The organism is Myxococcales bacterium, assembly GCA_022563535.1.
In the GTDB taxonomy this organism is placed as follows: Bacteria; Myxococcota_A; UBA9160; order UBA9160; family UBA4427; genus DUBZ01.
The window spans coordinates 55012-69955 of the sequence record JADFNE010000012.1; the positions used below are offsets into that span (position 1 = coordinate 55012).

Genomic DNA, 14944 nt, shown 5'->3' on the forward strand with positions numbered 1-14944 from the left:
CGGGAGCAAAAACGGAGTGACTGCCGCATAGTATCGGTTGTCCGGCTTCGACATCCAACACGGCATTCGCTACTGCCGCCCATCGCGATCTCGCTTTCCCCGTGGGAAGGCAACAGGCTTTTGCAAACGTTCCTGGAGAAGAAGATCTCGTGAACACTCCGTCGACCCACGATTCAAACTCGACGACGAGCGAGCCTGGCCGTTGGCACATACCCGCCCTGATCTGTCTCAGCACGTTTTGGGAATCGCTGTTCATCTTGAAGGGCAGCAACCTGCTCGATGAAGGTTGGGCGCTCTACGCCGGCATGCAACTTGGAATGGGCCGGCATCTCTACGACGAAATCTCTTGGGTCTTCCCCCCCGGCCACGCACTTCCGGCCTGGCTGGGTCACGCGCTGGATCCACAAGGGGTGGTGGTTCCTCGACTCATCTATGCCGCGTTTACGGTGGCACTGTGCGTTTCGCTCTATTTGCTCGGCCGCAAGATCATGCCCGCGAGGTTCGCGTTTCTGGGCGCTGCCCTGCTCGCCGTCGCTGCACCGCGTTCACACATGATGCATTTGCTCTACGGCTATCGCTACATGGTATTCGCGGTAGCAGTCCTGCTCGCCTATTCGATTCGTCTCGAAACAGGCCGCCGGTCGTGGATCTTCATCGCCGGAATCCTGGCCGGGGTGGCTCTCTACTTTCGAGTGACTCCGGCATTCGCGGTGAGCGTTGGGCTCGGAATCGCGGTGTTGACCCAGGACGGTGGATGGCGAAGTTGGCTACAGGACTGGCTTCTCTACGCAGCAGGCTTGATCCTCGTGATCGCTCCGGTACTGGGCTACTTCGCCACGACGGTTGGCATCGAACGCGTCTTTCAAGAAGTCATCCTTCATCCCATGGCGATGCTCCAACCGCTAGCGGTTCCCGAGTTGGCCATTCCCGACTGGTCGAGCCGCACCGCAATCGCCGAGGCCTGGCGGGTGCTCTCACTCCGCCTCTACCTGCTTCTTTATTTGGGCTTTGCCGTGTCGCTGGTCATGTCCTTCACCCGCGCTCGCCGTCGCGGGCAAACTTTCGAGTCGACCCTGCTGGTCGCCATCGTAATTTGGGGCAGCGTATTCTTCCTTCGCTCATTCGGCCGCGCCGACGAAGCCCATATGGACACGACCCTGCCCCCGATCTGCCTGATGATCGCACTCTTTGTCAGCCACTCCTTCGACAAGCTCAGGCACCGGTTCACTACACCCCGCAGCGCAGAGCTCGCTGCACCGATCGCAGTCGGGTTGGTGTTCGTGATCTGGGTGCTGCTACTGGCGAGCGATCGCTATCCCCTGCCCCACCGGTTTGAGAGCACCGGTCTTCCGCGCAGAGTGACATCGGGTGTCGAGTTGATCGAGAAGCACACCCGGCCTGGCGATATCATTCTGGATCTCTCGACCGCGCCCATGTTTCACGCGCTCACGGGTAGACCGGGGCCCGGTCGATCTGACATCATCATGCCGGGAACATTCATGCACGAATCGGATCAGGTAGAATTTTTGATGCGGCTCGAAGCAGAACCGCCGGCGGCGGTGCTATGGCCGGTGCGACACTTCGACGACATGGTGAGTCGATCCGCCAGAGCCGTCGCACCCGATGTCGTCGCCTGGGTTCAAACGCGATACCGACCCGTCAAGAAGACCAACAAATTCCAGCTCTGGCTCCCGCGGCAAATGCGATGAACGATCAAGCGACAGCACAGCCAAAGGCTTCAATGGATCGCAGCGATTGGCTCTGCCTGGGCGGCCTGCTGTTTGTCCTGTTCGCCACTCGGATCGTCTGGATCCTCTGGAATCCAGAAGCAACTATGTATTGGGAAGAAGACTATCGCTGGGTGGTGGCGCGCGAAATCATTGCGGGCCCGCACCAACCGGTCTTCGACTACCAGGCGGACAACTACCAAGGCGGCTCACTGGTCTTGATCGGTCTCATCACCGGGATGTTTGCGGTGTTTGGAGAAACGCTTCTCAGTCTCAAGTTGGCCCCGCTCGCCTTTGCGGGCGCAACCCTCGCCGCCATCTACACCTTGGGGCGCCTTTGGTTTGGTCGGCGCACCGCCCTGATCGCGGCAGGCGGTTATCTCCTCGGTCCGCCCCTGTTGGTGCACTCGGCGCTGATCCCGATGGGCAGCCACGGCGAATCCGCCCTCTTTAGCCTGGTGCAAATCATCTGCTTCCTGGGAATCCTGTCGCGACGCTGGCACACACCGCGCGGTTGGGCCGCACTTGGATTCGTTTCAGGGCTCGGCCTCTGGTTCTGTTACACGTCGGGACTCAGTCTTGCGGCTTGCGGAGTGACCTGGTTGATCCTCGAAGGAATCCCGAAGCCCCGCCTGCTGCTGGCCGCGACCGGGGGAGCGTTGCTCGGTCTGATCCCGTGGATTGCCTACAACTTGCAAAACGATTTCACGGGACTCTCGCGACTGCTCGAAATATTCGGCGTCGGGGATCCGATCGACGCGTGGGTAGCTCAGGGACCGCTCGAAAAGTTCTTCGACCTGATCTTTCGCGACCTTCCCATTGGAATGCTCGACCCGTTCGCCGATCTGGACAGGCTCGGCCATCCCATTCTCACCACAACCCTCGTATTCGCCTTCTACATCCCCGTTGTAATCGCCCTGGCGGCAGGCCTGGGCAGGGTCATGGGCGTGCTGAAAGCGGGCCCGAGGAAAACGGCAGCGGATGTGGCGTCGGAACACCGACGCAGTGAGTTCGTGTTTTTCGTGTATGCGCTCATCTTCCTCGCGGCTTATCTGGGTTCGAGTTTCGCGATCGAACCCGACAAGGGTGCGCACGCGTACCGGCTCTTGCTCCCGCTCGTAATCATGATGTGGGTTCCAGTGGCGATCTCACTGTCGCGCGCATTCGACGACCCGAGCTTCGCAAAGAACGCGGCCACGATCGGGCTCGCTCTCACCCTCGTCTCCTGCACCGTCTCGAGCGTCGCCCTCGCGATACGAGATCCCGGCAAAGACCGGTTCGGCACCGACATGATGGATCACGTTTACCGCGGCAATCTCGTGCGCGGCGTTCTCCTCCACCGCAAGTACGAACAAGATCTCACGGTGGCCTTTGATCAGGCCCGCCGCATTCCGGGGATGAAGGAGCGATTCCGGATCTTTGAGGGAATCGGCTGGGGCATCGAGTACCGCTATGAAGGTTCCGGCCAAATCACGCCGTTTCTCGCAGCGGTAAACGAACTACAATTCGGAGAGCACGTGGCCGTTCTCGCGGGTTTGATCTGGGCGACCGAGACCCGGGTTTCGACCCTCGAAGAGAGCGTTGCCAGCGGAGAGGGGACTCCTCGAGACGGTGACCAGTTGCATAGATTGACGAAGTTGAAGGCAATGCTCGAAAAGCGATGGCGTCTCGTGCCGATCCGCTACCGACACTCCGACCAAATCCTCTACTGAGGCGACACAACTGCCAGGTTGGTCATTCGGGCTCGGCCGGCGCGGCCGTGGCTTCGTCGTCGAGCGTCTCGATCTCGGCTTCCAGGATGAACTGGTAGGCGAAGAGTTCCGGCCACATTCGCGCCATCAGATGATACACCCCAGCAACTCGCTGAACCCAGACGCTGCGCCCCGTCGACTGGAACACGACTTCGAAGGGCAGACTCGTACAGCGCTCCTCGAGCACGTGAAAGCCCGCGCGTTCGACCTCGCGCCGAAAGGTGTCGCGTGTGTAGAGATGAACATGGGTGCGATCGAGAATGCCGCGGGGGCCGTATTCGAAACGGCCGACCACGAGAGAAAGCCGGTAGAACCACAGGGCGATATTGCCCGTCGATATGATCAGCCGACCCCCTTCCTTCAGATAGCGGCGGGCGCTGCGGATCAACTGGGTCCGGTTCTTGACGTGTTCAATCACGTCTGCGACGACGACGTAGTCGAAAATACGACCGAGGGGCAGCTCACACGGCTCTTCGAGATCTCTCTGGAAGTACTCGGACAACTCGGCCGCGACGTTGGCAGCAGGCTGCACATCCACTCCCGTGACCTTGACCGACTTTTCGAGCAACGGTCGGGCGAGCAGGCCCTGGGAACATCCGAGATCGAGGACCAGCGTGTTGGGTTTGATCGAATCGATGATCTGCATATGCGAACCAGTCGAGCTGTACTTGAGTGTGTAGTGGATATCGTGGTCGATGATGTACTGACCACGTCTGGTCACGTGCAGCTGGTGGAGTCGATAACCCACCGCCGCAATGGTGCTGCGATAGACCCCGCGCAGGCGCTCGCCAAAATGATCCCATTCGTTCCAACCGCCGGCTGTGGCGATCTCGCGGATCCCAATCCCCAGGCCGCGACACTGAATCAGCAGTTCGGTGTCGAAAGTGCGGTCGTCTGCATTGAGCTGAAACGGAAGAACCCTCAGCGCCTCCATCGGATAGATGCGAAAACTCGATTGATAATCTCGCATGCCCAGTTTCAAGATCCGTTCGTGCAAACTCGTACCGAGACTCCGATCCGATTTTTCGATGGCCGTGTTCGGTCTCGCAGCAATGATCAGATCCGCCGGGTGGGAGTCCGCGTCCCTCAATAATTCGGGCAGGGCATCCACAGGATGCCGGTTCTCGGCTCGCAGGCAGATCACATGAGTAAAGTCACGTGCGATTGCGTATTCGAAGGCAGCCTTGCGGGCGTCTCCGTACGCGTAATCCCGGGGATTTCGGTGAAACCGGAGCGGCACCCGGCAGCTGCGAGTCATCTCGGCTTGAAACTCTGCAGGCCAGGCCAGCGATCGCTCGTGCACCACGAGGATCTCGGACAAGCGTTCGAGAGCCGCGTCGGGAAGACTTGCGATCAGCGTCGAAAGCGACTCCGGTCGAAGGCAGTCGAAGATACAAAGCACCGTCCTGCTGCGCGTACCCACGGCTGACGGGTCTGAATCTCTCGCATCTGGTTCAGAACTCGAGACGGTCGTCGGAACCATGTTGTCCAGCTCACTTCCCTCCTGCGCGCGCGAGGATACCGGACCGGATTGATCGATACGAGGAACGTTTAGGGCTAGAATCCCGATCGGGAGATCATCGATAGCCATGTGGCGACGGGGCTTGACCGGGCTGACGATCGCCCTTGTGCTAATGGGTTGCGAGCCAGCGCCGACCCCGAGCGCGGGGCCGGAGCGGATCCTATTGATCGTGGTCGACACCTTGAGACGCGATCACGTGTCGTCATACGCAAGTACAGTCAAGACTCCGAACATCGATCGACTGGCGGTGGGCGGACAGGTCTTCCAGAACGCGGTGTCGGCCTTTCATTCCACCACGATGTCGATGGCGGCTTTGTTTTCCGGCCAGACGCCAAGCATTGAGTTTGGCGACGCCCGCGCGGCGCTCGACTGGAATACCTTTGCCTCCTGCGGAATGTCGCGTTTCGCACAGGACTTGGGGGACGACGCCTGCGTACCCAACGCGGTCCAGACCCTGGCCGAGGATCTGCGCGCCGCGGGATACTGGACGGTCGGAATCGTCTCCAACAAGCTGCTGTTTCGACCCTACGGATACGATCAGGGTTTTGACGAGTGGGTCGAGGTTGGACATGGCCCAGACGACATGCAGCTCAATGCCAGTCAGTTTGCCAGGATCCGAACCGCCCAGCACGTCAACAAGAACGTCTACAACACCCTCGCAAACCGCAAGAGCGACCGTTTTTTTCTCTACATCCACTATATCGATGTGCACGACTGGATCCTCTTCAACATCTCCTACGCAGAAAGTGTCCGCCGCTTCGACAAGCATCTGGGCGAGCTCCTCGACACGCTCGAAAACGAAGGCCTGCTCGAAGACACGGCGATCGTATTCACCTCCGACCACGGCGAGATGTTGGTCGACCATCATCTCGACTTCGAAATTTCTCGCCACTACGGCAATCCCTCCTTCGAACCGCTACTGCGCGTGCCCCTGATCGTAACGCCTGCACTCGACAAAAGATCGGACGCGTTCATTCGCGGCCAGGATATCCGCGGCCTGGTGCTCGAGATAGCGGGACTCGAGGGACGACGCGCGCCCGACCTCGAACCCGACGAATTGCTGATTACCGAGCGCTTCTATCAGACTTATCGTAAGGGCCATTGGAAGAGCATGTGGGAGCGGAACCAAGAGCACCTCATGCTCTTCGATCTCGAGGCCGATCCAAACGAAACCCTCAACCTCGCAGGCGAGCGGACGGATATCTTGAAGGCGCATCGGAAACGGGTCGATGAGTTGGTGAAAAAGTTTTCGACAGAAAATCAGAGCACGCAACGATTGAGCAGCGAGGATCTGGATCGATTGCGGGCTTTGGGGTATTTGGAATAGGTGGTACCGGGGAGATTCACGCTTTGAGGCGTCGGTACTTGATCCTGGACGGGCGATCAGCGTCGGCACCGAGACGGCGCCGGCGGTCCTTTTCGTAGTCCGCGTAGTTGCCCTCGAACCATACGACCCGGCTGTCCCCCTCGAACGCCACGATGTGGGTTGCGATGCGATCGAGGAACCAGCGATCGTGGGAGATCACGACGACGCAGCCCGCAAACTCCACCAGGGCGTCTTCGAGGGCACGAAGGGTATCGACATCGAGGTCATTGGTGGGCTCATCCAGCAGCAGGAGATTGCCGCCGCGGCGGATCAACGTCGCGAGGTGCACGCGATTGCGCTCTCCCCCGGAGAGGTCGCTCACGAGTTTTTGTTGATCGGTTCCCTTGAAGTTGAATGAGGAGACATAGGCCCGCGATGCGATTTCGCGCCCTCCGACCTGGATGCGCTCTTCGCCGCCGCTAATCACTTCCCAGACGGTCTTTTCGGGGTCGAGCACGTCCCGACTCTGGTCGACATAGGACAGCTCGACGGTCTCGCCGAGGCGAAGGGTGCCGGCATCGGGCTTCTCTTCGCCTGCGATCATGCGAAACAATGTGGTCTTGCCCGCGCCATTTGCCCCGATCACGCCGACAATGCCACCGGGTGGGAGGTTGAAATTGAAATCGTCGAATAGAAGTGTCTCTCCGAAAGCCTTCGACAGCCCCTCCGCGATGACCACCACATCGCCCAGCCGCTTGGGGACCGGAATCGCAATTTCCACCTTGCCCGCATTCCGCTTTTCGCCGTCGGCCAGAAGTTTTTCATAGGCGTTGATGCGCGCCTTGCCCTTGGCCTGGCGCGCGCGCGGGCTCATGTTGATCCACTCGAGTTCGCGCTTGAGGGTGCGGGACCGGGCGGATTCCTGCTTCTCCTCGACGTCGAGGCGCTTGCTCTTCTGATCCAGCCACGACGAGTAGTTGCCCTTCCAGGGAATTCCGGCTCCGCGGTCCAATTCGAGAATCCAACCCGCCACGTTGTCGAGGAAGTAGCGATCGTGGGTAATCGCAACGACGGTGCCCGGGTATTCGGAGAGGAATCGCTCCAACCACGCGACGCTCTCGGCGTCGAGATGATTCGTCGGCTCGTCGAGCAGCAGCATTTCTGGTTTTGCCAGCAACAGCCGACAGAGTGCAACTCGGCGACATTCGCCGCCGGAAATCTTGCTGACGTCTGCGTCCGGCGGCGGACACCGCAGGGCATCCATGGCGATTTCGACCGCGCGATCGAGTTCCCAACCCCCGACTGCATCGATTTGATCTTGCAGCGCTCCCTGCTTTTCCAGCAGCGAGTTCATCTCGTCGTCGTCCATGGGTTCGGCAAACTTCGCGCTCAGATCTTCGAAGGCCTGCAGCAGGGCGCGGATCTCGGCCACGCCTTCTTCTACGTTGCCGAGAACATCCTTCTCGGGATCGAGTTCGGGTTCCTGGGGCAGGTAGCCGATCCGAACCTTGCCCACCGGCTTTGCTTCGCCGAGAAAATCGCTGTCGAGACCCGCCATGATGCGCAACAGACTCGACTTGCCCGCACCGTTGTGCCCCAATACCCCAATCTTGGCGCCGGGATAGAACGAGAGATTGATCCCGTCGAGAATCACACGCCCCGCTCCCACGACTTTGCGCAGGTCGTGCATGACGTAGACAAATTCCTGAGCCAAGGATGTTCCCCTCTTGAGAATGAGTCCCGAAACATCGTGCTAAAAAACGTGATGGCGTGATGCCCCGGGGCCCGTGGCAACGAACGGATGATTCGTTGCGGACCCAGTTTATCGAGGGCGCAGCTTTTCGCGAGGGTTCGCGGGTTAAAGACGAAGATCGACCCCGGTTCAGGGTGGTGAGAGTCGTTGTCACGGGCCACAATGAGAACTCGGTGCAGCAACTCGGATCGTATCCGAGCGGCGGCTTGCGGCGCACCCAGTACATGCACGGTCTCGAGTCAGACCGAGCGATCTCGAGAGAAAGGAACCTCCCCGATTTTCCGGAAGATATCGATGCTCTCCGCCCTTGCCTCGCTGTGTCTGATGATCAGCTCGTGTTCGGTCGCCGAGCGCAACAATGTCCTGGTGATTACCAACTCCGAAAGCCCGATTTCGGTCGCCATCGGAACCTACTACGCCAAGGCCCGCATGATTCCGAGCGAGAACGTCGTTCGCCTCAAGGTCCCCCTGCGCGATCCGAGGCTCGCGAACGTTGCGGACGAAACGATCACCGCCGCCCAATACGATGAACTGATTCGACAGCCCCTCGAGCGCCTGATCGAAGAACGCGGGTTGCGCGATACCATCGAAATCCTGGTCACCACCAAGGGCATTCCGTTGCGGGTCGACGGGCACGGACCGGGAATTGAAGACTGGCTGCGCACCGCTTCACGAGCCTCCCTGGATGCCGAACTCTCGCTGCTTTTTTCAGACGGCGCCGGATCCGCGGGCGTCATCGATTCGATCAATCCGTTTTTTGACTCCCGGGAGTCGTTCCGCGAATTCCGAACGCGCAACCCCGACGCACCGCTTCACTACATGGTTGCGCGACTCACCGGCTACCAGAATGGTCTCGACGACGCCACGGGTTTGCCGCGTGACATCAAACACTTGATCGACGCATCAACCCGTTCCACGGACGATCCTTCGACTGCAATCTGGCTCCTCGACGAAGATCCCAGTCAAGATTTTGGACTCGCAATTGCCAATCGAATCTGGCTCGGTGCGACGGCGGACATATTGAGCGCCATGGGACTGAAGGTGCAACACGATCGCAATACGGAGTTTATTTCCGGGGTAGATTCGATTGCGGGCTATGCGTCTTGGGGAAGCAACGACGGAAACGACGCGGGCAAGCCCTTTTATGGATTGATTTCCGACAAGCGCTACCCGGGCACCTTCGCCCCGAGGAGTCTCACAAACGACTTCGTCAGCACCAGCGGTCGCAGCTTTATCTACCCGCCTAGATATGGACAGTCGCTGATTGCCGACCTGGTGCATCTCGGCGTCGCTGGGGCGACGGGCAACGTGTACGAACCCGCCCTGTCGGGAGTGCCCAGACCGCAAATTTTGCTTCCCAGCTACGCCGAAGGGTTGCGGGCAGTCGAAGCCTTCTACCGCAGCATCCCCTACCTGGGATGGATGAACATCTATGTCGGCGATCCTTTGATGACCATCGCCAATCCACGCAAGCGACCTCCGGGTGATCGCGATTGCGACGGTGTTCCCGACGCCGTAGACAATTGCATCGATGTTCCGAATCCCGATCAACGAGACACCAATGCCGACGGCTTTGGCAACATGTGCGACGCAGATGTAAACGGAGACGGGATCGTCACCACATCATGGGGTGCAATTTACCCTCTGACCAAGCGAGGCGACATCGAGTGGATCGCAATGTCGGCTCAAAATGGTCCGTATGACCCAAACTTTGATCTCGACGGAGATGGTGACGTAGACCACGACGACCTCTCGATCGCCCACTTCAATCTCTTCATGCAACCGGGGCCGAGCGCGCAGGCAGCCCGTCAGAACCGTGACTGATTCAAGCCCGCGCGGAACAGTCGTCCGAAGGCTCGCGCGACATTTCGTACAGCATCGCGAGGGGAAGCGTAACTGCGATGATTCCAGCCCCCAGGTATTCCTCGGGAAGACGATAGAACCAGAGTCCGTTGGCGATCCAGAGCGCCGCACTGGCTAGCACGATTACCTGTATGCGCGGTCGTTGGGTCGCGAGCAACGCACCGCAGATTACGAAAGCAAAATAGTAGTTCGCGGGATTGCTCAGCAAGGGGATCAAGGCAAAACCGAGGGCGGAAGCCTCCCAGGCGCGGATGCGACCCGTTGCGCGCCAAAATAAAAATAACGCCGGAACCACGACCGCGAGTTGAACTCCGCGAATCACATAGGGCAACCAGGTCGGCGCATAGAGGCTCAAAGACACATTGCCATCCGCTCCGGTCGTGAGGTGACCCGTACCCATCATGATCGCGCGCCAGATCAAAGAAGAGAGACCCAACTTGTTGAGCGAGTTCTTGTCGCTGAATACCGAGATCTTCTCATAAAACTCGAGGTACGCGGTTGCTCCCCATTCCGAAGACAGCGCCGCAAAGAGCAACAGCAGCAGTCCCACGCTTGTCGCGCCCAGAGCAAAGCGCAGTGCACCGGGGCGCCAGCCTACGTCGAGGTTGCGGCGCATCCGGGACCCGCAGTGCACGGCAAAGCCGAGCACGAAGATCGCCGGAAACACGCGCAATAGCGACGCGAGGGACAAGAACGCGCCAGCCAGAAACTCTTTCCCCTTCTTCAAGGAACAGAGTCCCGCGATGACTGCAAACAGCCAGAGATTGCGAAGTAGCGAATCACCGATCCAAGAATGGCTCCAGTGCTGGCCAGTACCCCAGACGATCGCCGACAAGGCCGCCACCTCGACGCCGAAGGCCCAGACGATCAGACCAAAGACTCCGAGCATCAGCACACGATCGAAATTGATCAACCACCGGAAGGCCGCCGAGCGCAATGGCACCCGGGATGTGATGGCACCGCCGATCGCGTTCCAGACCGGACTCGGGTTGTAGCCGTGGTCGCGCAAGAGAAGTCGCCATTGGTCGGCTCTGAACTTCCCATCGAACCATGCAACGTCGTCGGCGAATTCAAGCCAGCGGTCACCGGAAAACTGCTTGCGGCACTGAAGCGCGGCGGCGAGCGCGGTCTCTGGGGTGTGGATGTGCAGGGTGCGCTGATCTCGCACCTCCGGCAGCGCGAAACGCGATTCGACTCCCGAATCGGTCAGCGCGAGAACCGTGCAGTGATAGAGGTCGAAGTAGCCGACTTCCGAAAAATACTTGGACGCCATGTAGTAGTGGTAGACGTCTGTGTCCTTGAATCCGGCGCCGTACCTGGGTTGAAATAAACCATAGTAAGAGGCGAGAGATGCGACGGCGAGCAGCATCAGCAGTCCGACTCGCACCCTTTCAATTCGCGAATCCACCGCGATCGTTGCAGCGGAGGTCCCAAAATCAGGATCGTCGGATTCGGACTGCTTCGACAATTTTCTCGTCGATCTTCTCGAGAGCAGCGGAACTGCGACCAAGATCAGCGCGGAGGTTGCAATGGCGAGCCGCCAGCCCATGGCACTTTGTTCCCTGGCCTGCGCCCGATGCTTTGCAGCTTCGATTTGAGCTCCGGGCTCGAACGCATACGCAGAACTCGGTGAGGCCAGCCATCCAAGGCACAACCAACACAAGATTCCAAGCCGCAGACGGGCTGGCTTCCGTTTCGTTTTGGCGACCAAAGCGCCTCCATAGCCCCGGCTAGTCGAGCAGCGTCATCAGGCTCGAGGTGTCGAGTCGTCCGCCGCCGCGAGCCTTTACTTCTGCATAGAGTTCATCGACGGCTTCGGTGATGGGCAGGGGAGCTTGGATTTCCTCGGCGACCGCGAAGGCGATTGCGAGATCTTTCAACATCCAGTCGACGGCGAACCCAAAATCGTACTTGCCATCCAACATCGTCTTGAAGCGGTTCTCCATCTGCCACGATTGGGCCGCCCCCTTGGAGATTACTTCGACCACGCGCTCCGCATCCAGACCGGCCCGGCGCGCAAAATTCAAACCCTCGGACAGGCCTTGAATCAGCCCGGCAATGCAGATCTGATTGACGGCCTTGGTGAGCTGTCCCGCCCCCGACGGTCCCATGAGAAGATGCATCTTCCCGTAACAGCCGAGCCAGGGAATGGCGCGTCGATAGACCTCATCTTCTCCCCCGACCATGATCGTGAGCGCCCCGCTCTGCGCCCCGGCCTGGCCTCCCGAGATGGGAGCGTCCAGAAAGTCGACGCCGATTTCCTTGGCCCTGGCAAAGATCTCCCTCGCGAGAGCGGGCGAAGCCGTGGTGTGGTCGACCAGGCAGGCTCCGGGTTGCATCGACGAGAGCGCAGCATCGGGTGCGAGGATGACTTCGCGCAGATCGTCATCATTGCCGGCGCAGACGAATACGGCGTCGGCTCCCCGCACGGCTTCGGCCGGAGTTTCGGCAGACTCGGGCGCATGCGCCGCGAACTCCTCGAGCCACCTCGCCGTCGTCGCTGGGGTGCGGTTGTAGACGCGTACGCGATGCCCCGCACGGGCCAGGTGACCCGCCATCGGATATCCCATGGTTCCCAGGCAGAGGAATGCCAGTCGATCCGATTTCGAAGACATGTGAACCCCTTCGTAGCGTTCTCGAACTTAGAAGATCCACTCCCAGCCAGTGCTCAATTTCCAATCGCGATCGATCTGAGCGCCGCGAAGCGATTGATAGACCAGCCACGAAGCTTCGATCGACAACCGCTGCCCGCTGAGCCCCGGCACATCGATACTGAGCCCGGGTGCCAGCGCCAGGCGAACGCCGCCGGTAGAGCGCCCGTACGAGGCCACGTGATTCGCGGGCCCCGAAAAACGGCGCTGGCGCATTCGATACGAATGATTGTATGCAAGTCGAAGTGAACCGCTGAGCCAACTCGTCACGTCGTGCGACAGCCAACCGCTGAACGCCGAGGTATTGCCGAGCCGATAGCCGCGATGGTTCTCGCCAAACCCGACCGCTCCCGCTCCGTTGACTCCCCACCCGAGCCCATGCCAGTACCCTTGATAATCTATTCCGGCGAGGATGCTGGTTGTGCCGCTTCCGCTTTGCATCCAAACCGGCAACTGCCCCCTAGAGCCTGTGGAGTTCAGCTTCCCCTTGTTGTTGACTCGAGCTGTCGGCAGGCGTAGTCCCAGATGAACGTCGAGGATCTCGTTGCCCTTTTTCATGAAGGGAACCAAACCCACGATTTCGAGATCGCCTACGCCGAACGAGTGCGTGTTGTACGCCATATTGGCGTTGTCAGCATCGCGCTGCCGCATTTGATGACTCACGAGCGGCAGCCGCAGCACGAGAGTCAGGCGCTCGAAGGGCGCGTGAGCGACACGAATGGTGTGGATGTCCGTATCCATCTCGAAGGGAATTTGAGTGGTGCCGGACTCTTTGTCTGCAGCATTGCGCAGGCCCCTACCGTGGATGCGCTGATACCTATAGGAAAGCTTCCACTGCCCCTTGCTCACGGGCGCGTTGTAGACGCCAACCGGCGCTGCGGGACGCGCCCGGGCGGCGTCTGGAGCGACGACGTTGACGGCGATCGCGAACCCGAGGAGCACAAGCACATGAATGAGAGTCGACACGCGCCGCAAACTAGAGAATGCAACGCCGCGGATCAATATGCCGTACCGCGCAGCGCATCGAAGAATGATGCCTCCAGGGCGGCGAGATCACTGCGGAAGATTCGGCGCAGCGAATCGTTGAGATCGCCGGTTCGGATGAGCCGCCGGCACAAATCGCGCAGCCGGCGCTCACCGCGCAATTGCGCAAGGAAATCGACGAATCCGTAGGATTCGAGGTAAGCCAGAGATGCAGCCTGGGGCCCAAGCGCTCCGAGGTTGGCGGAGCTCAGATCCGACAACGCGAACAATTGCCCAGCCCGAAGCCTTTCGGCCAACACTCGCGTTTGCCAATCGAGCAGATTGTGTCGTCCGACCGCGCGAGCTTCGAACCACTCGGCCACTCCCTCGTTGAACCACGCCGGAAGTACCGTGGTTGGAAGCGACGAGTCGAACGCCGCGTGAACGAGTTCGTGATGCAGGACCTGTATCAGCCGATCACTGACCGAGGTTTCTCCGCGAATGTGAATCGTGCCTCCGTAAAATCCCGCGGCCGGAAAGCGAAACATTCCAGCAAAGCGTTGCTGAAAAATCTGGGGATCGTGAATCGTGACTTCGATGGTTCGCGAAGGCCGCATTCCGAGCGCCGAGTCGAGACTCCGATAGGCGCCCTCGAGCACTTGGAGTACCTCCTGTTCGAAGCGTCGCGAACCATAGAAACCGGAAGTGCGATCTATATCCACGTCTTGATAGAGGATGAAATGCGACGATTTGCGCTGGTCGTACTCCCCGTCCGCCCCGCGACCGGCCGAGGCCCCGGGTGGTGCCGCAACGAAGACAACGAATACGATCGCTGCAGCGCAGTACTTCGCAGAATCATTCAAATGCAGATTGTGCATCGACCGCAGAAGCTCCCACCCGAAGTTACGATTCTGAGTATCGCACGTCGCGGTTCCCCGCGCAGAACGACCCTCTGACACCGCAATACGACGCGCGCTACGAGTTGAGCGTGAGAAACTGGAATTGGACCCGCTGGGGAAAATCTCGAGGCTACATCGCACCCAAAGTAAAGAACTTGAGCGCGAGCTTACCCGCAGTGGCGAGCAGGCGACGCATCTCGGCCATCGCCTTTGCGCGGGTGCCCTGGGGATAGAGATCAGGGCACAGGCGTTGGCGACGCGCGCTCAGTCTCTCCATGTGGTTGAGGGTCGACTGGGCCCAGAGCTTGTTGCCCCGGCTCACGGCCCGCTCGACCATCATCGCGTGTTGCTCGAGTTGTTTGCCGATCTGTCGGCACTGGCCACGATTGGGTTTCTGAATTGCCGAGGCAGGACCCGCCATCGCGAGCACCAGAACTGTCACGCAGATGACCCACCGCATTTTCTTCCCCTCCCCACGCACGACCGGGTAATCCGAGTCAATGCTCTAA

11 protein-coding genes are annotated in these 14944 nt (G+C 59.8%); 4 read left to right on the plus strand and 7 right to left on the minus strand.

Annotation, left to right across the window (positions count from 1 at the left end):
- Positions 1-149: 149 nt before the first annotated feature.
- Both IH881_05910 and IH881_05915 read left to right on the plus strand, forming a co-directional pair.
- The gene (locus IH881_05910; GenBank protein MCH7867214.1) at positions 150-1709 is read left to right on the plus strand and encodes a glycosyltransferase family 39 protein; all 1560 of its coding nucleotides are present in this window, start codon (positions 150-152) and stop codon (positions 1707-1709) included.
- Positions 1706-3439 carry a glycosyltransferase family 39 protein gene (locus IH881_05915; protein ID MCH7867215.1) on the plus strand — a complete coding sequence of 578 codons (1734 nt, stop codon included), beginning with the start codon at positions 1706-1708 and terminating at the stop codon, positions 3437-3439. Before IH881_05910 ends, IH881_05915 begins: the two co-directional genes overlap by 4 nt.
- A 22-nt stretch (positions 3440-3461) precedes the next feature.
- On the opposite strand, the gene IH881_05920 is transcribed toward IH881_05915, so the two are convergent.
- Positions 3462-4961 (minus strand): methyltransferase domain-containing protein, encoded by a 1500-nt coding sequence (locus IH881_05920; protein ID MCH7867216.1) that lies wholly within the window; start codon positions 4959-4961, stop codon positions 3462-3464.
- Between the two features lie 106 nt (positions 4962-5067).
- On the opposite strand from IH881_05920, the gene IH881_05925 reads away from it, so the two are divergent.
- On the plus strand, positions 5068-6327 hold the full coding sequence (locus IH881_05925) for a sulfatase (GenBank protein MCH7867217.1): 1260 nt from the start codon (positions 5068-5070) through the stop codon (positions 6325-6327).
- 16 nt (positions 6328-6343) lie between these two features.
- Here the strand turns inward: IH881_05925 and ettA are convergent, their stop codons facing one another.
- Positions 6344-8020, minus strand: coding sequence for an energy-dependent translational throttle protein EttA (gene ettA, locus IH881_05930; protein MCH7867218.1), 1677 nt, complete (start codon positions 8018-8020; stop codon positions 6344-6346).
- A 333-nt stretch (positions 8021-8353) separates the two neighbouring features.
- On the opposite strand from ettA, the gene IH881_05935 reads away from it, so the two are divergent.
- A complete protein-coding gene (locus tag IH881_05935) occupies positions 8354-9883 on the plus strand; it encodes a TIGR03790 family protein (GenBank protein MCH7867219.1) in 1530 nt (509 codons plus the stop codon).
- A gap of 1 nt (position 9884) precedes the next feature.
- Here IH881_05935 and IH881_05940 read toward each other — a convergent pair whose 3' ends face one another.
- The 5 genes from IH881_05940 to IH881_05960 all read right to left on the minus strand — a co-directional run bounded on the left by IH881_05940 (position 9885) and on the right by IH881_05960 (position 14895).
- Entirely contained in the window at positions 9885-11471 is a 1587-nt protein-coding gene (locus IH881_05940) for a hypothetical protein (GenBank protein MCH7867220.1), read from the minus strand.
- 181 nt (positions 11472-11652) lie between these two features.
- Positions 11653-12537 (minus strand): NAD(P)-dependent oxidoreductase, encoded by an 885-nt coding sequence (locus IH881_05945; protein ID MCH7867221.1) that lies wholly within the window; start codon positions 12535-12537, stop codon positions 11653-11655.
- Positions 12538-12564: 27 nt separating this feature from the next.
- Positions 12565-13539, minus strand: a complete 975-nt coding sequence (locus IH881_05950; protein MCH7867222.1) for a hypothetical protein — start codon at positions 13537-13539, stop codon at positions 12565-12567.
- Positions 13540-13571: 32 nt separating this feature from the next.
- Complete coding sequence (locus IH881_05955) at positions 13572-14414, minus strand: hypothetical protein (protein MCH7867223.1); 843 nt, start codon at positions 14412-14414, stop codon at positions 13572-13574.
- Between the two features lie 151 nt (positions 14415-14565).
- Positions 14566-14895: a hypothetical protein gene (locus tag IH881_05960; GenBank protein ID MCH7867224.1), complete on the minus strand. Its 330-nt coding sequence runs from the start codon at positions 14893-14895 to the stop codon at positions 14566-14568.
- Positions 14896-14944: the final 49 nt, after the last annotated feature.

Bases quoted from the DNA above. Each gene is read 5' to 3' on its own strand.
- IH881_05915 (MCH7867215.1), top strand. From the start codon at position 1,706: ATGAACGATCAAGCGACAGCACAGCCAAAGGCTTCAATGGATCGCAGC.
- IH881_05920 (MCH7867216.1), bottom strand. From the start codon at position 4,961: ATGGTTCCGACGACCGTCTCGAGTTCTGAACCAGATGCGAGAGATTCA.
- IH881_05925 (MCH7867217.1), top strand. From the start codon at position 5,068: ATGTGGCGACGGGGCTTGACCGGGCTGACGATCGCCCTTGTGCTAATG.
- IH881_05935 (MCH7867219.1), top strand. From the start codon at position 8,354: ATGCTCTCCGCCCTTGCCTCGCTGTGTCTGATGATCAGCTCGTGTTCG.
- IH881_05940 (MCH7867220.1), bottom strand. From the start codon at position 11,471: ATGGGCTGGCGGCTCGCCATTGCAACCTCCGCGCTGATCTTGGTCGCA.
- IH881_05945 (MCH7867221.1), bottom strand. From the start codon at position 12,537: ATGTCTTCGAAATCGGATCGACTGGCATTCCTCTGCCTGGGAACCATG.
- IH881_05955 (MCH7867223.1), bottom strand. From the start codon at position 14,414: ATGCACAATCTGCATTTGAATGATTCTGCGAAGTACTGCGCTGCAGCG.
- IH881_05960 (MCH7867224.1), bottom strand. From the start codon at position 14,895: ATGCGGTGGGTCATCTGCGTGACAGTTCTGGTGCTCGCGATGGCGGGT.